The organism is Flavobacterium sp. (assembly GCF_050696275.1).
Classification (GTDB): Bacteria; Bacteroidota; Bacteroidia; order Flavobacteriales; family Flavobacteriaceae; genus Flavobacterium.
On sequence record NZ_JBOGUT010000019.1, the window covers coordinates 1 to 22,719 of the forward strand.

The following is a 22,719-nucleotide window of genomic DNA, read 5'->3' on the forward strand; positions in this document are numbered from 1 at the left end:
ATACCATCACTAGAAACTGGTCTGTAACCGATTGTGCCGGAAACAATACTTCACATACACAAATCATCACAGTAGAAGATACTACAGCACCAATATTCGCTGCCGAAGTTCTTCCTGGAAATGTAACTGTAGAATGTGATAGTGTTCCAGCTGCAGTGGTGTTAACTGCCACTGACAATTGCGACAATCAGGTAGCCGTAGTATATACAGAGAATATCAATTATAATGAAGAAGGTGGTTGTGCTTCAAACTATACTATAAGAAGAACCTGGACAGCTACAGATTGTGCCGGTAATAGTGTTTCTCATACTCAGATTATCTCAGTTCAAGATACTACTGCTCCATTATTAACAACTCCTGCTGATGAAATTATAAATGTTAGCTGCAACGAAATCCCTCCTAAACCGGAACTCGTTTTCACTGACAATTGTGCTACATCTGTAAATGTTGTTTATACTGAAAACACTGTGGATCAGACCCAATATTCTTATACAATAATCAGACATTGGGTAGCGACTGACGACTGTGAAAACTCATTCGAATTTACACAAACCATATACATAACAATTGGAGAACCTTTCTCTCATGTAGACAAAGAGTTATGTGTAAATGATTCAAGTGTTGATTTATTTAGTTATTTGGACTTGTCTCCTGAAGAATCTCAAGGAACTTGGGTTGATGTAAATAATTCCGGAGGACTATCAGGAAGTATTTTAGACCCTCATGCCCTTCAGGTTGGATTCTACGTATACCAATATACTGTACAAGGCGGAAGTTGTCCTAGAGTTATTGAAGTTTACATGACTATTAATGATGATTGCGTGGTTTTACCATGTACTATCAGTGATCTTAAAATTTCAAAAGTTGTTACTCCAAATAATGATTCTCACAATGACTATTTTGAAATTGGAGGTCTTGAACCTTGCGGATTTACTTACGATGTAAAAATATTCAACAGATGGGGAGCTCTGATTTATGAAAATCCGGATTATGAAAACAATTGGGACGGAAAAGCCAGAAACGGAGTTACAGACAGCAATCTGCCATCAGGTACCTATTACTACATTGTAAATATTGTAAACAGTGGATTTGATGTGTTTAAAGGGTATATTTATTTAGGAACTAAAAACTAACAGTTATGAAAAATATTTATGTAACAATCATTATAGTTCTAAATGTGTTTGGAGCCATAGCACAACAAACACCACAGTTCACTCAGTATATGTATAATACTATTTCGATAAATCCTGCTTATGCAGGAAGTCGTGAAGCATTATCAATTGTTGGACTCCATAGAAGCCAATGGGTTGGCTTAGATGGAGGACCAACAACTCAAACGCTCTCTGTTCATACACCATTAAGAAATGAACATATTGGTGTGGGGCTTTCTTTTATAAACGATAGGTTGGGTTATGAAAACTTCAGTTATGTATATGCCGATTTTTCATATACTATAAATTTATCAGAAAATACAAAATTGGCATTCGGGGTAAAAGGAGGCTTTAGTCATTATAAAATCGATGAAGTACTATTTAACGACCCAGATGTGTATAATGATCCTTATTTTCAGGATAAATTAAACCGATGGACACCAAATATCGGTGCAGGTTTGTATCTTCATCAACAGAAATGGTATCTAGGCGTTTCGTCTCCTAAACTGGTAGAAAATGATTATAATAAAACCGGAGAGTACGTTGCTCTTGAACAATCCCATTTTTATGGAATTGCAGGTTATGTTTTCGATCTTAATCAAAGTGGTAACATCAAAATGCGTCCTACAGGGCTGGTAAAATACACTAAAGGTTCACCATTATCATACGATGCAACACTTTCGTTTTTATTTAATGAAAAATTATGGATTGGAGGTTCTTATCGATTTGATGATTCGGTTGGTGCATTAGTTGATTTTAGAATAACCGATCAGCTGCGTATAGGATATGCATATGATTATCCAATATCAGAAATCAAACCATATACAAATGGTTCACATGAGATTTTCCTTATTTATGATTTCAAATTCGATAAATCGAAATACAAATCACCTCGTTATTTCTAATCTAAAATGACTGAATTATGAAAAAAGTTTTAAAATATATCCTGATATCTGTTTTACTTTTTGGAAATATTCCTTCTGCTTCAGCTCAGTTTGGGAAACAAAAAAGAGCAGATGCTTTGTATAACAGTTTTTCATTTGTAAAAGCAATCGATGTTTACAAAGAAATGCTGGCCAACAATTACAATGCAGATTATGCCAAAAGACGTTTGGCCGATTGCTATTCGATGTTACGTGATCCGGAAAATGCCGCTGTATATTACCAAGATGTAGTCAAACAGGAAAAAGTAGATCCTGAATACTATCTCAACTATGCGATGGCTCTCCGTGCACTTAAAAAGTACGATGAATCTAAAGTATGGATTAATAAGTACAAAGAGACTGGTGTTGTTGACTCCCGTATTCAGAAAATTGCTGAAGATGAAAATTTCATCACAAATATTTACCAGATCAAGCAGCAGTATTTTTCTAAACCGGTACCATTTAATTCTGAATTAAGTGATTTTGGAGCCACAGAGAAGAACAATCTTATCACTTTTGCTTCCAGCAGAGACAAAGGAGTTGGTATTAAAAGAACCTATTCTTGGAATCGTCAACCGTTCCTGGAGTTATTCCAACTAACCCGAAACGGAGACAGTTTTTCAGAAGCTCAAAAGCTAAAAGGTGATGTAAATACCCGATTTCACGAAGGTCAGGTTTCTTTTTCAAAAGATGGTAAAACACTGTACTTTACACGAAATAATTACACTGACAATAAGAAAGGTAAAGATGCTCAGGGTACCAGTAATCTGAAAATATACCGAGCAACAGTAGACAATGACAACAAATGGACTAATATAAAAGAATTGCCTTTCAATAATGCAAATTATTCTGTAGGACATCCTAGTCTTTCGTCTGACGGTAAAACGCTTTACTTTGCTTCAGATATGCCAGGTGGTTTTGGAAAATCAGATCTTTATAAAGTAAGTGTTGATGGAGATTCCTATGGCACTCCTGTAAATCTTGGAAACAAGATCAATACCGAAGGAAACGAACTTTTCCCGTTTGTTCATAATGATGGAAATTTATTCTTTTCATCTGACGGATTGCTTGGTCTTGGTCAACTGGATATTTTTACCACTGTTTTAAATGACGAAGGGAATATTCAGGATATCATTAACCTTGGAGTTCCTGTAAATTCAAATATGGATGACTTTTCCTTTTTCTTAAATGATTCAGGAGAAACCGGTTTTATTGCTTCAAACCGTGAAGGCGGTATGGGTGATGATGATATTTATGGCTTTGACAGAATTCCTCTTTTTGCCATCAAAGGAACTGTGACCGATGCTATTAATAAAATGCCGATACAGGATGCAAAAATTGTTATTAAAGACAAAGACGGCAATCAGATTGCTGATTTAGTAACAGATGCCAAAGGAAAATACAGCATTAATGTAGATCGGGAAACTACGTATACTATTGAAGCTTCTCATCCGAAATACATGCCTGAACCTTCAAAAATAGGTGATACTCGTAATTCGAAAGGAAAAACTTTTATTATCGTTGATTTTGAATTGGATCCAGTACAAGATGTTGATTTACTGGCTGGGGTGAATATCGAAAATATTTACTTCGATTTTGATAAGTCCAATATACGGCCTGATGCTGCGGTTGAATTAAACAAAGTTGCTGATTTGATGCTGATTACCTATCCGACAATGGCAATTGAGATTGAATCTCATACAGATAGCCGAGGTAGTTTCAAATACAATGAAGCCTTATCTATAAGAAGAGCTAATTCAACCCACGATTATTTAATTTCGAGAGGAGTTGATCCTAAAAGAATTAAAAAGTTCGAAGGTTTTGGAGAATATAATCTTGTAAACGATTGTAAAGATGGTGCCGATTGTTCTGAAGCAGCACACCAGCTTAATCGTCGTTCTATATTTAAAGTACTGAAAATGCAATAAAATTTCTCATCTTGCTTTTATTTGGAAAAGGCCTTTTGACTGTAAAGTTAGGAGGCCTTTTTGCATTGAAAGAAGGGTTATATTTAACCTACTAATTCTACTATTAAATCGTTCAACGCTTTAGATTCAAATGGTTTGACAATTATTCCATTCATGCTTGAACTCTTTATTTGCCCTACAATTTCCTGCTTATCAAATGCTGTAAGAGCAACAATAGGTGTGTTAATTCCCAGGCTTCTGATAAGTATGGAAGTTTCAAAACCATTTATCTTTGGCATATTGATATCCATCAAAATTATGTCAAAGTTCTTAATTTTCAATAGTTCAACTGCATCGTACCCATTATTAACTATTGTTGTAATATAACCAAAGCTGTCTAAAATCTTTTGAGTCACAATTTGGTTTATCTTATTGTCTTCCACTAAAAGAACCTGCAGTTTTCTATTTGATTTTGAAACATTTTTTTCTTCATCTATAATAGTAATTGTCGCCTCATTGACAGTTTCAAAACTAATATCAAAGCTGATTTTCGTCCCTTTTTTCTCTTCACTTTCCAATTGGATTTCACTTCCAAAAAGGTGTACCAGCTTTTTTACAATTGGCAACCCCAACCCTGTTCCCTGATAGTCGTCATCTCTTCGTTCAATCTGCACAAATTGTTCAAATATCTTCTCGTGATCCTCTTTGGAAATTCCGATTCCATTATCATTTACTTCAAAATGGATTAAACAGAAGTCTGATTTTTTCTCCACCAAACTTGCCTTAATTATTACACTGCCCTCTTCAGTAAACTTGAGCGAATTACTGATCAGATTCATAAAAATCTGTGATAACCTTACTTTATCGGAATTGATGAATTTCGGGATATTCTCATCAAATTCCAGTCGAATTTCATTGTTATTTTTAAAAGCCAAAAACTGAAGACTTCCCAAAATAGCATTAAGCTCTTCTTCTAGATTAAAACCCGAATTGATTAAAACGATTTTTTTCTCAGAAATTTTATATACCTGCAAAATATCATTCACAAGTGACAATAAATATTGGGCAGAAAATTTTAATGATTTCAAATAAGGGCTGTTTTTTATTTCCGGATGCTCCTCGGCGATGATGTCTGTAATCCCGACAACACCGTATAACGGAGTTCTCAGCTCATGGCTGATAGTAGATACAAATTGTGATTTCAGCCTTGTAGATTCTTCTGCTTTATCTTTGGCAATCTGAAGCTCATAATTGGCAAATTGCAATGCCTTGTTACTCACTTTTTTTGTGTTATTATTTTTGAATAAACTGTAAATCAATAATAGTAAAATGAGAAAAATGATAACAAAAAGAAAAACAATGATTTGGGTTTTTTGAAGGCTTTTTGTTTTCTGTTCTTTTTCTTGTTCAATATCACTGATTTGACGCTTAAATTCGTCTATCTGAATTTTACTTTCATAACTGCTTGCTTTTTTGCTACGCTCAATGTTATAAATCTTATCTTCAAGGACATGATATAATTCTAAGTAATGATAGGCTAATTCGTAGTTTTTGTTTCGAAAATAATGCTTCGAAAAATCATTATATACTTCTGCTAAATAAGAGTCCAGTAAATCTGTTTTTTCATGTTCGCCGTAAGAAATCGCTTTTTTAAAATTTTCTTCAGCTTTTTCATTCTGTTTCAAATGACTGTAATAACTGCCGTATTGCGAAAACAAAGTAATTCTTGCTTCTATTTCATTATGCTGTCCAATATATTTGTTGGCTTTTTGTAAAAAAGGGAAACCTTTATCAAATTCTTTCCTGTCAAAATAGGCCCCGGATATATTTAAAGCATTGTATGTAATCTGAATAGGATTTTTCGTTTTTTCAGTATAAACCAACCCTTGCTTATAGTAATTGATTCCTTTATTAAAATCAATATCCTTATAAGTATATGCGTTTCCCAGATTATTATAAATCCAGTCTTTTATAGTATCGTTATCAGTTTGTTTTGCGTGAAATAATGCCTTTTCATAATAAGTAATAGACTCTTTACTATCCGAAAATTCCAGAAAATTAGAGGCTATAACGTTATATGCTTTTGCAATAAGTTCGTCATCATTTATAGAATTTGCTTCCGATAAGGCTTCCTGTGACAAACGCAAAGACTTATCTGCATCTAATTCAGATAAGGCTAAACTTGCTTCATTCAGTTTAGTCTGAATGCTTTTCTTTGAAACCGTTGGTTCTTGTGAAAAACACCACTGAAATGATAACAATAGAAAAATAAAATAAAATCTATCTGGTACTATTCTCATAAATAAATTTTGGATGAGTTAGTTCATTCAAAAATACACATAAAAATTACAAGTCAATTTAAATCAGCTTATTATATATAAAAAATAAAGCGGCTTTTGGCCGCTTTTATTCTAACTTCTTATCAGTTTTTTATATTTAATTCTCGTTGGAGCAACATCACCCAAACGTTTTTTACGATTTTCTTCATAATCTGAGAAACCACCTTCAAAGAAATACACTTGAGAATCACCTTCAAAAGCCAGAATATGTGTACAAATTCTGTCCAGAAACCATCTGTCGTGAGAAATAACTACAGCACAACCTGCGAAATTTTCCAAACCTTCTTCCAAAGCACGAAGTGTGTTAATGTCCAAATCATTCGTTGGCTCATCCAGTAAAAGTACGTTTCCTTCTTCTTTTAAAGTCATGGCCAAATGCAAACGGTTACGTTCTCCACCTGACAATGTATTTACTTTTTTATTCTGGTCACTTCCTCCAAAATTAAAACGGGACAAATAAGCTCTTGAATTTACCTGACGACCGCCCATCATAATTAACTCCTGTCCGTCACAGAAATTTTCCCAAATTGATTTTTCAGGATTAATGTTGGAATGCGATTGGTCAACGTAAGCGATTTTTACTGTTTCACCCGTTTCAAACTCTCCGCCATCAGGTTGTAGTTCTTTCATAATCATTTTGAAAATAGTCGTTTTACCGGCACCGTTTGGTCCGATAATTCCAACAATTCCAGCCTGAGGTAAAGTAAAATTCAAATCATCATATAACAATTTATCTCCATAGGCTTTAGCCACATGATTCGCATTGATTACATTAGTTCCCAAACGCGGACCGTTAGGAATATAAATTTCTAATTTTTCGTCAAGCTCTTTCTGATCTTCGTTCAAAAGTTTATCATAGTTCTGTAAACGCGCTTTTTGCTTTGTCTGACGGCCTTTGGCACCTTGACGAACCCAATCCAGCTCACGTTCTAAAGTTTTTCTGCGTTTTGAAGCAACTTTTTCTTCCTGCTCCATACGTTTTGATTTTTGGTCTAACCAAGAAGAATAATTTCCTTTCCATGGAATACCTTCTCCTCTATCCAACTCAAGAATCCAACCCGCAACATTATCAAGGAAATACCTGTCGTGTGTCACAGCAATTACTGTACCAGCGTATTGTGATAAATGTTGTTCCAGCCAAAGTACAGATTCAGCATCCAAGTGATTCGTAGGCTCATCCAACAGCAATACATCCGGTTGCTGCAATAACAATCGGCATAAAGCCACACGACGTTTTTCTCCACCTGAAAGCACATTGATTGGCGTTTCAGGATCAGGACAACGTAAGGCATCCATTGCGATTTCTAATTTGGTATCGATTTCCCAGGCACCGCTAGCATCGATTTTATCTTGTAATGCCGCCTGACGATCCATTAACTTGTCCATTTTATCTGCATCTTCATACACTTCAGGCAAACCAAACATATCATTGATTTGGTTGAATTCTTCAAGAATTGCCATTGTTTCGGCAACTCCTTCACGAACCACATCAATTACTGTTTTGGTCTCATCCAATTGTGGTTCCTGCTCAAGGTAACCTACTGTATAATTCGGTGCAAACACTACATCACCCTGGTAATTTTTATCTACTCCGGCAATAATTTTCAAAAGTGAGGATTTACCTGAACCGTTCAAACCAAGGATACCAATTTTGGCTCCGTAGAAGAAACTAAGGTAAATATCTTTTAAAACCTGTTTATTCGTTGAAGAATAGGTTTTACTAACTTTCGACATCGAAAATATTACTTTTTTATCGTCTGACATTTTATGTTTATTTGATTAATCTTTATTTTTTATTTCTTTTAAATCCGAAATTAAACCCTTCCTTTTAAGGCGTTAAAAACCCAAGCATTTGCTAAGAAACCAATACCTACAGCACCAAAGCCCCATCCGGCCACATCATCATATTTGAAAATTCCCAGCCCTATTAATATCAATCCCATAACAACCATAATCAAGGTTGCCCAAGCCAATACTGTATTTTTATTCATCATTTTTCTTTTCGTATTAAATTCAAATTACCGAAGATTCGGGGGCGCAAATATCGCGATTTTTATTGTTTTAGAAAATAATTACTAAAGATAAAAAGATTAGATGCTCTATTTTTAACCCGTTTCTTTTTTTAGGAACAGACCAACCGTTATTTATTCATTAAATAAGAAGTTAAATGCCTTATTTTTCCGCTTTCCATGTGAAAAACGTCACAGAAAAAAGCGTCCAAAAAACCTCCGTTTTTCATTTTACATTGGACTATTCCTTCAGCAATGACAATATCATTTTCTTCCACCATTCTGGTGACTTTAATTCCCGGGAGCCCTTCAAAATTCTCGTTATTAATTTCTTTTTTAAAAGCTTCTTTTCCTGTAATACTAAATGCGCCAGGTATAAACCAGGAAACATTGTCAGCGAGACATGATAAAATTTCATCATGATCTCCGGCCACAAAACCATCCATATAGTTTTGTACTGTTTTCTTGTTTTCAGTCATTTGCATTTTATTTTTTATTTAACGAAGTAAACTGTTAACAGACTAAAAATTATTTTTTGGCTCCAGCCAGTCTCCAACCCAAATAGCCCATAGGAATATAAGCACCTGCTAAGTCTGCAATAGTAAACCATATTGGAGACGGAAGCATTACAATACTGGCAATTCCGCCTATCAGGAAGAAAATACCCACACCCATAGCAATACGCATTTGATTATTAGCTGCAATGAGAGCCGCGATAAAAGCGCCGACTAACGTTCCCAAAGCATGCGCCAAAAAAGGAAAAATAAAATGTTTCGGTTCGAACAAATGCATTGCCGCTTTCAATCCTTCCTCTGTAGTAAGATCAGCCCCTTCAGGAGGCGGAATAATTGACCCGCTTATCATAATTATTCCCATATTGACAATACTGCCTATCACAATACCCGCTAGGACAGCTAAAATATTTTTAAAAATCGGAGTCATCTTTTTGGTTTTTAATGGTTCGTTACTATAGTATTGAATTTCATATGATTATTGTTTTCAACTTACCTATTCTAATGCTTTTCCGGCAAAATAAGCCCATTCATCATGAAACAGAAATGGAATTTACACCCATTCTTTCATTGGTCTTTTTTTTCTGAAGAATAGATGCTTTCTTCTTCATTCATTCCTATTATTCTATTTTTCTTTTGATTTAGTCCAGTAATCGTCTGTGGTAATTAATTTGTCCCAAATGGTAGGATAAATGCGCCGTAAGATGTACCAGAAAAAATGTTGTTGTTGTTTTATATTCAAAAACCACAATAGGATAATCTGTTTTTAAATCTTCTTCCGTCAAGGCATCCAACCCTTGTCGAACCACGAGAATGGTCTCTTCAATCCTTTGTATTAATTCAGACTGCGGAACATCTTTCTGAGAAAATTCCAATTCTCTGTTTCGCACATAGCCTGTTTTTCCAAATGTGGCGCCAATAAACCAATTAAGGTTTCCTATCAAATGAAGACAAAGGTTTCCTGCTGAATTTGCAATGTTTTTATCAATCACCCAAAGTGATTTTTCATTTTGGTATGACTCAATTTCAGACTTCAATTTGTTTAAATCTCTGTCAAAAAGCTGTTGTAAAGTTTCAATTAACATAGGTTGATTTGTTTTCTCTTAGACTTCCCGGTGCTATTATTTTTTTGAAAATAAATGCTGAACAACCCAAGCCGGGCCGATCAGTAAAAATTGTAAATCTTTAAGGAATGACGGTTTTTTCCCTTCAATGTTATGTCCATAAAACTGACCAATCCAGGCAATAGCAAAAACAATTAAAGAAAAAGCCCAAAGCGGCACCATCTTACCTATATAAAAATTAAGGAGAACACAGAGAAACGAGAAAATGGCAATTTTAAATGCCATAGAGACAGACAGACGGACATAAAAAAACAGTACGAAAAGCAACGCTACAACTGCCCAATTTTCAATAATGGGTTGGTTTAAATGTATTGTATTACTTAAAAAAGTACTTGGAATACTCATTAGTAAACCTACAATCGAAAAGAAAATAGCAGGAACACAAATGTAATGTATGGCCTTGTTTTTAGGGTTTTGATGGCTTACTGCGTACTCTTCAAACCATTGATCTAATGTTCTCATTGCGGGTTGTTTAATAATTTTCCCCCTAAATTAGGAAATATTTTAGTTTGGATTGGGAAAAATAGAGTTTTTTTAAACAGAAATCATTATTAAAAAAGGCATCTGAAATTAAACTTTTCAGATGCCTTTATAGAATATTAATGAATCATTTTTTTTCTGCTTAAAGGGGACAGGAAACAAAAAGGCACTTAAAATAACTGTAAGAATTAAAACTTGTTTTTTCATTTTTTAATAATTATAATTAATAATAAAACTTTGATTCATAAATATATAAAAAATATTGTAAGTAAAAAGCTACTTTAAAAATTTAACATATTATATTTCTTACAAGTATTTTGGTATTAAGTCCACAAAAAAAGACCATCCAAACCGGACAGCCTTTTCTATTTTCTTTTATCTCACATTTAACTTCTAATTAAAAATCTTCACCAGCATCTCCTTCAATAAATCAGCCTGTGGCAATCCATTAGCACCCACACCTTTACTCTTTACATCAATATCTCGCAATGTTCCTACAATAGCGCTCACTTTCTTCATTGGGTAATTCCGTAACGCCACATCATAATCTTTCAGGAAAAACGGATTTACTTTCAGTACAGATGCTACGTTCTTAGGATTTTTATCTTTCAACCCATGGTATTGCAGCAGTTGCGAAAAGAAACTGTACACAAGCCCAATGGTGAGGACAATAGGATTGTCTTTTGGATTTTTAGCAAAATGATCTGCAATCTGGTAGGCTTTCAACTGATTTCTTTCCCCTATAGCCTTACGCAGCTCAAAAGGGTTAAAATCCTTACTGAATCCTATATTCTGTTCTATTATCGCCGGGGTAATAGTTTCTCCGGGTTTAAGAATGATAGCTAATTTATCAATCTCGTTGGCAATGCGACTTAAATCTGTACCCAGAAAATCGACAAACATGGCAGCCGCTTTAGGCTCAATATTCAGTTTTTTTCCTTGTAAAACCCTAACAAGCCAGGTACCTACTTGATTTTCATATAATTTCTTACTTTCAAAAACAACTCCGGCTTTCTCCAGTACTTTAGTAACTTTCTTACGCTTATCGAGCGTTTTGTATTTGTAACAAATCACCAGCACTGTAGTAGGCTGTGGGTTTTCGGCATATGATTCCAGTTTGTCTATCGTTCTCGACAAATCCTGAGCTTCTTTGACAATCACCACCTGACGATCGGCCATCATTGGAAAACGCTTGGCATTTCCAACAACATCTTCTATTGTTACATCGCGTCCGTACAACACGGTTTGGTTAAAATCCCGCTCATGTTCCTGCAATATATTCTGTTCGATATATTCCGCCAGCTTATCAATGTAATACGGTTCTTCTCCCATCAGAAAGTAGATTGGCCTGATGTTTCCGGCTTGTATTTCTTTTATAATTTTTAAAACTTCATCCAAAATAAGTCGATTTGTTTATTTGGTTATTTGATAATAGCTTTGTGAAATGCAAAAACTGAATTTTCCTTCCTATTCATTCCGGTTCAAAAATAGTGAAAATAAAGTCGCTGTGTTTGATGAAATCCGTAAAAAATTTGTGATTCTCACACCTGAAGAATGGGTACGCCAGCACGTAGTTCAGTTTCTGCTGCTGCAAAAAAACTATCCTAAATCCTATATTAACGTAGAAAAATCAATCAAGGTCAACGGTTTAACCAAACGTTATGACATCGTCGTTTTTCGTCCTGACGGCACCTTGTTTCTTCTTATCGAATGCAAAGCTCCTGAAGTTCCTATTTCTCAAAAGACCTTCGACCAGATTGCCCGTTATAATATGGTGCTAGAATCTCAATATTTAATGGTAACCAACGGACTAAATCATTATTTTTGCCTAATGGATTTCGAAAAAGAACAATATCAGTTTTTAAGAGACCTCCCGGATTTTACTAAAGTTTTATAAAAGAATGAAAAGAATACTTGTAAGCGCTATATCCCTGTCTGTCGGTATTGCCCTTTTTTCCTGTAAAGACGATGATAAAAAAACAACAGATGGTCTGGAAACCCCAACAGAAACTACTGCTGTTCTTCCTAAAGCCCCCAAAAAGGCCCCAAGGGAAATTCAGGTCTCCAAAACCGAAAAACTAACTGCCGAAATTGTCAGTGAAATCAGTACGGTCAAAGCCAAAGTCAATAAAGAAAATTCCGTTGCCGTTTACAAGACCTTTAGACAAACCATTGAAGATATTGTAGGACAGCTAAACGATGCCAATGCCAATATATTGGATGAATATTACCAATTTTACGACCAGAAGACCGCCAGAATCGTGTTATCTGATGCAGTAAAAACAAAAGTGAAATCCTTTACCAAAGCCAATGTGGAAATATGGGAAATTGGAGAAGGCATGGCTGAAATCCGTACGGTTCCCAATTTCTATCTGGATATTTTCAAGAATGACCTGCCGGAAGATTATGTGGACTATCTGAAACTGGAAGCCTTCGATAATACGACTTTATATGCCGCAGATGCTGCTTTTGTCATTTCGCTCAAGGAAGTGTCTGACAGGGTCATCAATTGGGAAAACTTCCTGACCAAATACCCTGACAGTAAATTTTATCCGGAAGCCAAAGAAGCATACAAGGATTATCTGACCAATTACTTATATGGTCTGGATAATACGGGTAATTTCGATTACGAAACCATGGTCCTCTATCCGGAAAGCAAAAAAGAATTTGAAGAATTTATGGCCAAATATCCTAATTCGACAGCAGTCAAAATGACAAAAACCTTTACGGATGCTTTTGACAAAAAAATAACCCTCGATGAACTGAATCTTCTTATCAGAACAGAAGAATCCAAATACCCTTTAACAAAATAAAAATGTCAAATACCGCCGTTGTCATACTAAACTGGAATGGAGTAAAATTATTGGAGCAATTTCTGCCTTCAGTAGTCCAACACTCTCCCGAAGCGGTTGTTTATGTTGCTGATAATGCTTCTACAGATACTTCGATTGCGTTTGTAAAAGAGCATTTTCCATCGGTTAAAATCATTAAAAATACAGATAATTTCGGCTTTGCCAAAGGGTATAACGAAGCATTACAATTTGTAGAAGAAGAAATCTATGCTTTAGTTAATTCGGATATTGAAGTAACCGAAAATTGGCTCCAGCCTATTCTTTCTCTATTTGAAAAAGAACCTCAAACAGCCATTATCCAACCTAAGATATTGGATTTTAAAAACAAAGAATATTTTGAATACGCTGGTGCCGGTGGCGGATTTATCGACAAATACGGATTTCCTTTCTGTCGTGGCCGCATTTTTGAAACATTGGAAAAAGACCACGGACAGTACAACGATACTACCGAAATATTCTGGGCTTCTGGTGCCTGCTTTTTCATCCGCAAGGAAGTATATCGCGAACTTCAGGGTTTTGACTCCGATTTCTTTGCCCATCAGGAAGAAATCGATTTGTGCTGGCGTGCCTTCAATAAAAAGTATATTATCAAATATTGCGGTGCATCAACGGTATATCACGTGGGCGGTGCCACTTTAAATACCGGAAGTCCAAAGAAAACCTTTCTGAATTTCAGGAACTCCCTTTGGATGCTGACGAAAAACCTTCCAAGAAAAACAATAGTTCCCACCCTTTTTATTCGTATGATTCTAGATGGTATTGCCGGCATTCATTTTCTGTCACAAGGGAAGCCAAAGCACTTATACTCCGTATTACATGCTCATTTTTCCTTTTATAGTTGTATCTTTAAGTTCTCAAACAAGCGCAGCTCCGGACAATCTGAAAATTATTACAAAATAAATTCAATCGTTTATCGTTATTATGTCAGCAATGACAACCTCTTTGAAAAATTAAAATAAATCAAATTCACACATTTATGAGAAAATTAGTCCTTTTATTATCGATAATTTCACTGATAACGACTTCTTGCGGAACAAAGAAAAAAATAGCCGCTCTTGAAGCCCACAACAAAGAAATCCAGGATTTATTAAATACCTGTACTGTAAAACTAAATTCTTGTCTAACTGAAAAAGAGGCGATGTCCAGCCAGAATGAATTTCTGAAAAAAAACAATGCCGACTTGATCAACAATATGGGCAACATGACTACACTGACAACTCAAGGAGCCCAAAACATTGAGAAAGCATTGGAAACCATCAAAGAAAAAGATTTAAAAATCAGCAGAATGCAGGATGCTTTAACCAAAAAAGATTCTGTTACTCTGGCTTTGGTTACGAGCTTAAAACGTGAAGTGGGTATTGATGACCCAGATATTAATATTAATGTGGAAAAAGGTGTCGTAATGATTTCCATTGCAGACAATTTATTATTCAAATCCGGAAGCTACGATGTAAGCGACAGAGCAAAAAGCGTTTTGGCTAAAGTGGCTAAAGTAGTTAACAGCAAACCTGATTTCGAATGTATGGTAGAAGGACACACAGACAATGTGCCAATTAAAAATACCGTTTTACTGGACAATTGGGACTTATCTGTAAAAAGAGCTACTTCAATTGTGAGAGTTTTGCAAAATGATTTAGGTGTTAATCCAAAACAACTAATTCCTGCAGGAAGAAGCTATTATATTCCTTTGGTTGAAAACGATACTCCTGAAAATAAAGCAAAAAACAGAAGAACAAGAATTATCATTATGCCAAAAATAGACCAGTTCTACGAAATGATTGAAAAAGAAATGAAAAGACAGAATTAATTCAATTCTTGCCATATTAAAATTCAAAAGCAGGTCTTTCGACCTGCTTTCTCATGTATTCCTAATTCGTTTTTCTAATAACCAATTAAATATTTAAACTAGAACTACATACTTTTATAAGTGAGATATAAAACTATATCTTTCTGAAAATCTATTTTTTGATTATTATAAACATATCAGCAAATACTACGCCAAGTTACAACTTTTTAATGTAAGATTATTAGTAATATTATAAAATTTCAAGGCTTCCTTTTCCTTCACGGATTACTTCCGGTTCATGGCCAGACAAATCAATGACGGTTGAACCTATATTATCTCCATAGCCACCGTCAATAACCAAATCTACAAGGTTTTGCCACTTTTCAAAAATCAATTCAGGATCTGTAGAATATTCCAAAACCTCATCTTCGTCATGTATCGATGTAGAAACAATCGGGTTCCCTAACATCTTGACAATTTCTAGCGTAATATTATTATCCGGTACACGAATTCCGACCGTTGTTTTCTTTTTGAATTCTTTTGGCAGGTTATTATTTCCCGGTAGTATAAAAGTATAGGGTCCCGGTAATGCCCGCTTCAGAATCTTAAAAGTTGAAGTGTCTATCTGCTTCACATAATCAGAAAGATTACTCAAATCGTGGCACACAAAAGAAAAATTAGCTTTCTCCAGCTTAATCCCTTTAATTTTAGCAATTCGTTCCAATGCTTTGGTATTGGTAATATCGCATCCCAAACCGTACACTGTATCTGTAGGATAAATAATTAATCCGCCGTCTTTTAAAACCTTTACTACTTTAGCTATTGCTGCTTCGCTGGTTTTATCTTCGTATATTTTGATGAATTGTGCCATATTTTATTTTAGAATTAAGAGAATAGAATCAAGAAAAAAGACTATCCTACTTTTTTAAAAATCAACTTCTATTTTCTTTGCTCTATTTTTTTGTCTCTACCCTATCACATCCAATTTCGCAAATCGTAACAACAGTTTCTTAATACCGCCTACTTCAAATTTGATTTCCGCTTTTTTATCAGCTCCAACGCCTTCCAGATTTAAGATTTCCCCTCTTCCGAAACGCTCATGCATTACTATATTTCCAGCCGTTAATTTGGTATCAAACAAATTGGTATTGCCTGTCGAATTACTCGAAACTGGTTTCAATTTACGGATATTTGCTGAAGAAACCGGATCATTATTAGTAATATATTTAGGAGGTGTTCCTGCAACAGGCTTTGACAGTCGTAATCTTGATTTATCGGCATCACCAAAAATATCATGATCAATCATCGGTTTGTATCTATAATTAGTTTCCGTTGGTGTCAGGTATTCTAAAAACTGACCGTCAATTTCTTCTATAAATCGTGAAGGTTCGCTGTCTGTTAATTTCCCCCAACGGTAACGCGATTGCGCATACGTCAGATATGCCTGGTGTTCGGCTCTGGTTAAAGCTACATAAAACAAACGACGCTCTTCTTCCAATTCGCTTCTGGTACTCATACTCATAGCACTCGGAAACAGGTCTTCTTCCATTCCAACAATAAAAACCGTTGGAAATTCTAATCCTTTCGCCAAGTGAATAGTCATTAATGCTACCCTGTCATCATCACCTGTATCGTTATCTAAATCGGTTGCCAATGCCACATCTTCCAAGAATTCAGACAAAGCGCCACGGGCTCCGTCGATTTCTTTCTGTCCTTCGGTAAAGTCTTTGATACCGTTTAGCAACTCTTCAATATTTTCAATTCGGGCAATCCCTTCCGGGGTTCCGTCTTTCTTTAATTCCTGAATGTACCCGGTCTTTTTGGCTACGTGATCTGCCAAATAAAAAGCATCCTGACTTTCATTAATGACCTGAAAACTTTTAATCATGGTAACGAAATCCTGCAATTTATTTTTCGTTCCGGTATTCAGCTTCAAATCAATTTTATCAATGTGTTCCATTACTTCAAAAATAGAACGCTTGTAATGATTGGCTGCCACAGTCAGTTTTTCAACAGTCGTATCCCCTATTCCTCTTGCCGGATAATTGATCACACGGATTAGCGCTTCTTCGTCTTTTGGGTTGATAACCAATCTCAGGTAACACAAAACGTCTTTAATTTCCTTGCGCTGGTAAAATGACAATCCGCCATAAATTCTGTACGGAATATCTCGTTTTCTCAAGGCGTCTTCCATAGCACGTGACTGCGCGTTGGTTCGGTACAAGATGGCAAATTCGCTGTTCATCATCTGCTTTTGCATCTTCTCCTCAAAAATAGTGGAAGCAACAAAACGCCCTTCCTCTCCATCGGTAAGGCTTCGGTGAATTTTTATTTTTGGCCCGTAATCGTTAGCTGTCCAGACTATTTTATCAAGCTTGACTTTATTCTTATCAATAATGGAATTAGCTGCTTCCACAATGTTTTTTGTTGAACGGTAATTTTGTTCCAGACGGTACATGGTAACATTATCGTAATCTTTCTGGAAGTTCAGGATATTATTGATATTCGCTCCGCGGAAAGCATAAATACTCTGAGCATCATCCCCAACCACACATATATTCTGAAAACGATCTGACAAAGCCCTTACGATCAGGTACTGCGAATGGTTTGTATCCTGGTACTCATCCACCAGAATGTATCGGAACCTGTTTTGGTATTTCATTAAAACATCTGGAAAACGCGTCAAAAGTTCATTGGTTTTCAACAATAAATCATCAAAATCCATAGCTCCGGCCTTAAAGCAACGGTCCACATAATGCTGATAAATCTCTCCCAAACGCGGCTTTTTGCTCATCGCATCTGCTTCCTGAAGTTCTGGGTTGTTGAAATAGGCCTTAACGGTAACTAAACTATTCTTATACGACGATATTCGGCTAAAAACCTGCTTTGGTTTATAGATGTCTTTATCCAATTGCATTTCCTTGATAATCGACCCTAATAAACGGACACTGTCCTGCGAATCGTAAATCGTAAAATTACTTGGATAGCCTAATTTATCGGCTTCAGAACGTAAGATTTTAGCAAAAACCGAGTGAAAGGTACCCATCCAAAGATTTTTTGCTTCCGAATTTCCAACAATATCTGCAATACGCTTTTTCATTTCACGCGCTGCTTTGTTGGTAAAAGTAAGGGACAGAATATTAAATGCATCCACACCCTGACTCATCAGATTGGCAATCCTAACGGTTAATACACGTGTTTTACCAGAACCTGCTCCTGCAATAACAATCATAGGCCCGTCTTTCTGTAAGACTGGCGCCTGTTGGGCTTCATTAAGTTGGCTAATGTATTTTTGCATTTTAAAAACTTCCTTTATTTGCAAAAATAGCTATAAAATGTAGTATAAAAAAAAGACATCCTGAAAAGAATGTCTTAATCAATTTAATTTATCGAACTGCTCTCCAATTCTAGTTTTTTAATGATTTCAGCTTCCTCATCTGTTAAAACCATAGAGTTGTTTTTTTGCCAGAATTTCTCAGAATATTTGTTTCCTCTTTCGTATAAAGATCGGTCACGGTAGGTTTCTTTTTTGTTGTAACTAAAATCTTCTTTTTTAAAATCTGTAACTACTAAATCACTTTTGTATTCTACCATTTCGTTGTATTTCTTTTTGTTCCAGATTTTAATTTTCCCTTTCCTTGAACTAAAAGCCAAAAGATAGTTTCCATCACTCATTTTAAATGTTGTTTTTACTCTCAAATCCAATAAAGAAGCTTTAATAATGAGAATATTAATAACTTTGGTATAGGCAATATTTTCCTGATCCGAATTGATTTCCAGGTCTGAAATCAAATAACTGTTTGGGTCGAAAGCAACACTTCCTTTGTACAGGTATTTTTTCAAATCAGCTTTGGGTTTAAAACTAATGATATAAACTTCATTCCCTGATTTTTCAATTTTGGATTTTAATTCGAAATCATAATCTTCATAATTTTTACTGTCAAACAGGATTCTTTCAATGGTATAAAAACTATACTGCTTAGTGGTAGCATTACGAACGTCTAATCCTGACGCAAGATCTAACGTTTCGTCATCTTCACCAATTAATTTTGCTGCTCTGCTCTGATTCACAATTAAATTAGCCTTTGATCCATTCAAATGATAATCAATTAACCCGTCAGTAAATCGTGTGTATTTGTTATTAACTTTAACAAACTCCCTGTAATAGGTTTTAAGAACAATGGGTTTATTGAACCTGTTTTTTGAAGCTTCAACAGCTTTCTGCAATAATTCATGAATTGGCTCTTTGGTCACAATAATATCTTCAAGTTCTATAGTATTAGGCTCTAAAAAAATTGTATTTGATTTTGCGTCAATCTGATTTAGATTAATAACTGCAGTTTTAAATTCCATATGAGAAATAACGATTTCAGAAGTATTGGATCCCGAGATCTGAAAAGCTCCTTCATCGTTTGAAACTGTTCCGAAGCCAGAATTTTTAACTGTTATAGTAGCGCTTTGAACAGGCAATTTTGTTACCGCATCTTTTAAAAATAAAACAAAGTTTTGCTGAGAAAATAAATTAGTGGTGAATAAAATAAAAAGGAATACATAAATGGTTTTCTTCATTGTGTTTGTATGATAATTAATAGTATTCTTACAAAGAAAGAAAATTATTTTAATCTACATTTATTTATTAAAAATTATATTTTTGCAACAAACAAATTATCAAAATGGATACTAATAAAATTATCGAAATAATCGCTTATACTATACCTTCGTTAGTTACAGGAGGCGTAGCTTATTATTTGTTTAACGCTTATTTTAATGATCAGCAGAACACTAGACGCTGGCTATTGCAAAAAGAAAACCGAAAAGATGCATTGCCATTGAGATTACAGGCGTATGAGCGAATGGCTTTGTTTTTGGAAAGAATCAACCCAACAAAATTGCTAATCAGGGTTGCCCCGCTTTCTTCTAATGCAAATGAGTATGAAAATTTATTGATTTATAGCATCGAACAGGAATTTGAACACAATCTGGCGCAGCAAATTTATGTTACTGATGAATGCTGGACCATTATCTTAACGGCAAAAAACACCATTATCCAGAACATTCGCAAAACCAATATGAGCGAAAAAATAGATACTGCTGACAAAATGCGTGAAGCTATTTTAAATAATTTACTGGATGGAGAATCTCCATGCATCGTGGCGCTGGCTTTCCTAAAGAATGAAGTAAGTTCATTTTTATAACCTAAAACGCCTCTGTTTTCCGGTTTTGTAACCCATTGAAACAAGAAGCTGTAAAATGAATGAATAAAAAAAGCCCTGAAACTTCAGGGCTTTTTTATTTAGAGATCGCTTATAACATGTACTATACCAGATACTGTACGAATCGAATCTCTTTCTGTATTGTTCCTTCGGAAGTCATTGCTGCAATTCTCCTGCAACATCGAAACTAGTTACATTATAAACTATGGATAACTAATTACTGATTAGGTTGCGTAGCTAATACTATATTATTTTTATTTTAAAAGAGCATTTAAGCTAATCTTTTCTTTTTCAGTAAGTTTAGGCAAAAGTGCTTCAAACGCTTTTTTAAATTCTTCTTTTTTAATCATATCCCGAATGGTATTTTTTCCAAATCGGACAAACTGCCATTTGTGATGAATTGTTGCGTTAACCAGCGATTGCAAGACTCTCTCATCTGTCGGATTGATTCTCAAAAGCATTTCCAAAGCATTTTGTCGGATGGTACTGTCATAGTTTGCCGAAGCATAATCGAGTATTTCTTTATACAGTTTCGATTTTCCTTCAGGCTTGTACCCTGGAGTTCCTAAAGCCAATGCAAGCCAGGAAATTCTAAGATCTCTGTCGTTTAAACCCATCCAGTTTTCTGCTCTTTCTACTAATCCCATTCTGTCATCTGGAAATTTTACCCATAAATTCTGTAAAGCAATCTGACGGGTTCTGTAAGAGGCATCATTTAACAGGGTTTCATACTGGGATTTTAGTTCTAATGGAATTTCCTCCAGCGTTTCTGCAATACTCTGACGTACTTTTACATCATTACTCTGAAACGCCAGCAGCAATAATCCTTTTTTCTGCTCCAGCGGAACTTCTGCCAGTTGACGAATAACTTCTTGCTTCACCGGATAAAATACTTCTGATTTTAATAGGGTTTCAAAATTATTTTTCTTTTCGTCAAAAGGAATATCCTGCAATTTTCGGAGATCAGAATACGTTTTGACCAAATGATTTTTATTCAAAAGGACTGTTGCCTCATCGTAATTAAAGCCAGGTCTTTCCAGCCAGTTTTTTTTGAAAGAGTCAACATCATAAGAAGACACTTTTTTAATTTCATCCAAAAAATTATCGGTTACCACATTTTTAAATTGGTATTTCTTGACATAATTCTTAACTGCCTTCTGAAAGTTTTTATGTCCTACATTCTCATCCAGAACATGCAATGCCCAAGCACCTTTTTGGTAAAATGTAAGAGAGCTGGCTTTACCGTTTAAAATAGGAATAGTGTCTGTTTTGCTTGCTGCTTTTAATTCATCAGCAATCTTTAGCAATTCGTAATTAAAATGATCTTCGCCAAAAAGTTCTTTTTCAGCCAAAAGCGCATAATACGTAGCAAACCCTTCCTGTAGCCAATGGTCTTTGCCCGATACCTCAGTAACCATATCGCCAAACCATTGGTGAGCGAGTTCATGAGCGTTAACCGTGATGTAATTTCTATCATTGTAACCTATCGCATCAACTACTAAATCCTGTGAAAAAACCGTGGCCGAAGTATTTTCCATACCGGCATATAAAAAATCATTCACAGGCACCTGACGGTATACTTCCCACGGGTACTTCACTCCTATTTCTTTCTCCAGAAAATCAAATATCTCTTTGGAGTATTTATACGTAGCACCAAATTTATCTTTATCCTCCGGCTTTAAGTAAATTTCCAATGGAATACCGGATGCTGATTTTAAAACCTGTCTGTCAAATTTCCCGATTGCCATCATAACAAGGTAAGAACTCATTGGTTTACGCATCGAATAATGGGTTATTTCTTCGGTTGCATTTCCATTAAAAGTAAATTGATTTCCGTTGGAATAATTGGAATAACCGGATATTCCGTTCGACAGTACTTTGTATTTTTTATCAAAAATAACGGATAGACTAAAAATCACTTTCTCATTATCATCATCAAAACTAGGCAGCCAATGACTTGTGTACTTTCCCTGTCCTTGTGTCCATAGCTGCAGATAATCCCCTTCCCCAATAAAATAAAGCGTTTGTTTTGGTGTGGCTTTATAAGCAAAAGTCAAAATGTTTTTTCCTTTTTTAAACCCTTCAAACAATTGCAGTTGCTTCCCACTATTTTTAAACTTCACTTCTTTGTGATTGATCATAACGGAATTAAAATCCATTTTCTGAGCATCAATTTTTATTGTATCAATGGTACTCTTAACCGTAAAATTATAAATGACACTTCCTGATATGGATTTCTCAATGGGATTTGGAGTAACAAACGCTTGCACCGAAATAAAATCAACTTTTTGGGTTTGCTGCCCGAAAGCTATTGCAGAAAATAAAAAAAAATAAAAAAAAGACTGTTTCATTCTAAAAAGATAAGAAATCCAAAGTTACAAAGCTTACCCAAACTTTCCGCTACATTTTGTAAGTTTACCTTC

General features: G+C 35.2%; 20 protein-coding genes. 8 read left to right on the forward strand and 12 right to left on the reverse strand.

All coding sequences use genetic code 11. From position 1 onward, the window contains the following. From ACRDEC_RS10650 to ACRDEC_RS10660, 3 genes are all read left to right on the forward strand, one after another. Positions 1-1,133 (forward strand): gliding motility-associated C-terminal domain-containing protein (locus ACRDEC_RS10650; protein WP_431498323.1); only part of this gene is annotated, 1,133 nt, incomplete at its 5' end. A gap of 5 nt (positions 1,134-1,138) precedes the next feature. Further along, complete coding sequence (locus ACRDEC_RS10655; protein ID WP_431498324.1) at positions 1,139-2,056, forward strand: PorP/SprF family type IX secretion system membrane protein; 918 nt, start codon at positions 1,139-1,141, stop codon at positions 2,054-2,056. A gap of 17 nt (positions 2,057-2,073) precedes the next feature. Then, entirely contained in the window at positions 2,074-4,002 is a 1,929-nt protein-coding gene (locus ACRDEC_RS10660; RefSeq protein WP_431498325.1) for an OmpA family protein, read from the forward strand. Between the two features lie 83 nt (positions 4,003-4,085). Here ACRDEC_RS10660 and ACRDEC_RS10665 read toward each other — a convergent pair whose 3' ends face one another. The 8 genes from ACRDEC_RS10665 to holA form a co-directional block, all read right to left on the reverse strand. Continuing rightward, on the reverse strand, positions 4,086-6,281 hold the full coding sequence (locus ACRDEC_RS10665; RefSeq protein ID WP_431498326.1) for an ATP-binding protein: 2,196 nt from the start codon (positions 6,279-6,281) through the stop codon (positions 4,086-4,088). Between the two features lie 111 nt (positions 6,282-6,392). Then, positions 6,393-8,084, reverse strand: coding sequence for an energy-dependent translational throttle protein EttA (gene ettA / locus ACRDEC_RS10670; protein WP_431498327.1), 1,692 nt, complete (start codon positions 8,082-8,084; stop codon positions 6,393-6,395). Positions 8,085-8,134: 50 nt separating this feature from the next. Beyond that, positions 8,135-8,311 (reverse strand): CAL67264 family membrane protein, encoded by a 177-nt coding sequence (locus ACRDEC_RS10675; RefSeq protein ID WP_431498389.1) that lies wholly within the window; start codon positions 8,309-8,311, stop codon positions 8,135-8,137. 149 nt (positions 8,312-8,460) lie between these two features. Next, positions 8,461-8,808, reverse strand: a complete 348-nt coding sequence (locus ACRDEC_RS10680; protein ID WP_431498328.1) for a nuclear transport factor 2 family protein — start codon at positions 8,806-8,808, stop codon at positions 8,461-8,463. Between the two features lie 49 nt (positions 8,809-8,857). After that, positions 8,858-9,271, reverse strand: coding sequence for a hypothetical protein (locus ACRDEC_RS10685; RefSeq protein ID WP_431498329.1), 414 nt, complete (start codon positions 9,269-9,271; stop codon positions 8,858-8,860). Positions 9,272-9,482: 211 nt separating this feature from the next. Then, positions 9,483-9,926 carry a DinB family protein gene (locus tag ACRDEC_RS10690; RefSeq protein WP_431498330.1) on the reverse strand — a complete coding sequence of 148 codons (444 nt, stop codon included), beginning with the start codon at positions 9,924-9,926 and terminating at the stop codon, positions 9,483-9,485. A 36-nt stretch (positions 9,927-9,962) separates the two neighbouring features. After that, a complete protein-coding gene (locus tag ACRDEC_RS10695) occupies positions 9,963-10,427 on the reverse strand; it encodes a DUF962 domain-containing protein (protein ID WP_431498331.1) in 465 nt (154 codons plus the stop codon). A gap of 411 nt (positions 10,428-10,838) precedes the next feature. Beyond that, positions 10,839-11,843, reverse strand: coding sequence for a DNA polymerase III subunit delta (gene holA / locus ACRDEC_RS10700; protein WP_431498332.1), 1,005 nt, complete (start codon positions 11,841-11,843; stop codon positions 10,839-10,841). Between the two features lie 46 nt (positions 11,844-11,889). Here holA and ACRDEC_RS10705 point away from each other — a divergent pair, with 46 nt between their 5' ends. From ACRDEC_RS10705 to ACRDEC_RS10720, 4 genes are read left to right on the forward strand one after another with little or no spacing between them, the layout of a single operon-like run. Continuing rightward, complete coding sequence (locus ACRDEC_RS10705) at positions 11,890-12,342, forward strand: type I restriction enzyme HsdR N-terminal domain-containing protein (protein ID WP_431498333.1); 453 nt, start codon at positions 11,890-11,892, stop codon at positions 12,340-12,342. 4 nt (positions 12,343-12,346) lie between these two features. Next, positions 12,347-13,258 carry a hypothetical protein gene (locus ACRDEC_RS10710; protein ID WP_431498334.1) on the forward strand — a complete coding sequence of 304 codons (912 nt, stop codon included), beginning with the start codon at positions 12,347-12,349 and terminating at the stop codon, positions 13,256-13,258. Positions 13,259-13,260: 2 nt separating this feature from the next. Beyond that, on the forward strand, positions 13,261-14,256 hold the full coding sequence (locus ACRDEC_RS10715; RefSeq protein ID WP_431498335.1) for a glycosyltransferase family 2 protein: 996 nt from the start codon (positions 13,261-13,263) through the stop codon (positions 14,254-14,256). 17 nt (positions 14,257-14,273) lie between these two features. Beyond that, positions 14,274-15,104 carry an OmpA/MotB family protein gene (locus ACRDEC_RS10720; RefSeq protein WP_431498336.1) on the forward strand — a complete coding sequence of 277 codons (831 nt, stop codon included), beginning with the start codon at positions 14,274-14,276 and terminating at the stop codon, positions 15,102-15,104. 229 nt (positions 15,105-15,333) lie between these two features. Here ACRDEC_RS10720 and ACRDEC_RS10725 read toward each other — a convergent pair whose 3' ends face one another. The 3 genes from ACRDEC_RS10725 to ACRDEC_RS10735 all read right to left on the reverse strand — a co-directional run bounded on the left by ACRDEC_RS10725 (position 15,334) and on the right by ACRDEC_RS10735 (position 19,652). Further along, positions 15,334-15,954, reverse strand: a complete 621-nt coding sequence (locus tag ACRDEC_RS10725) for an L-threonylcarbamoyladenylate synthase (RefSeq protein ID WP_431498337.1) — start codon at positions 15,952-15,954, stop codon at positions 15,334-15,336. Positions 15,955-16,050: 96 nt separating this feature from the next. Then, positions 16,051-18,381 (reverse strand): ATP-dependent helicase, encoded by a 2,331-nt coding sequence (locus ACRDEC_RS10730; protein ID WP_431498338.1) that lies wholly within the window; start codon positions 18,379-18,381, stop codon positions 16,051-16,053. A gap of 83 nt (positions 18,382-18,464) precedes the next feature. Further along, the gene (locus tag ACRDEC_RS10735) at positions 18,465-19,652 is read right to left on the reverse strand and encodes a carboxypeptidase-like regulatory domain-containing protein (RefSeq protein WP_431498339.1); all 1,188 of its coding nucleotides are present in this window, start codon (positions 19,650-19,652) and stop codon (positions 18,465-18,467) included. A gap of 104 nt (positions 19,653-19,756) precedes the next feature. On the opposite strand from ACRDEC_RS10735, the gene ACRDEC_RS10740 reads away from it, so the two are divergent. Further along, the gene (locus tag ACRDEC_RS10740; RefSeq protein WP_431498340.1) at positions 19,757-20,278 is read left to right on the forward strand and encodes a hypothetical protein; all 522 of its coding nucleotides are present in this window, start codon (positions 19,757-19,759) and stop codon (positions 20,276-20,278) included. Positions 20,279-20,550: 272 nt separating this feature from the next. Here the strand turns inward: ACRDEC_RS10740 and ACRDEC_RS10745 are convergent, their stop codons facing one another. Next, entirely contained in the window at positions 20,551-22,647 is a 2,097-nt protein-coding gene (locus tag ACRDEC_RS10745; protein WP_431498341.1) for a M1 family metallopeptidase, read from the reverse strand. Positions 22,648-22,719: the final 72 nt, after the last annotated feature.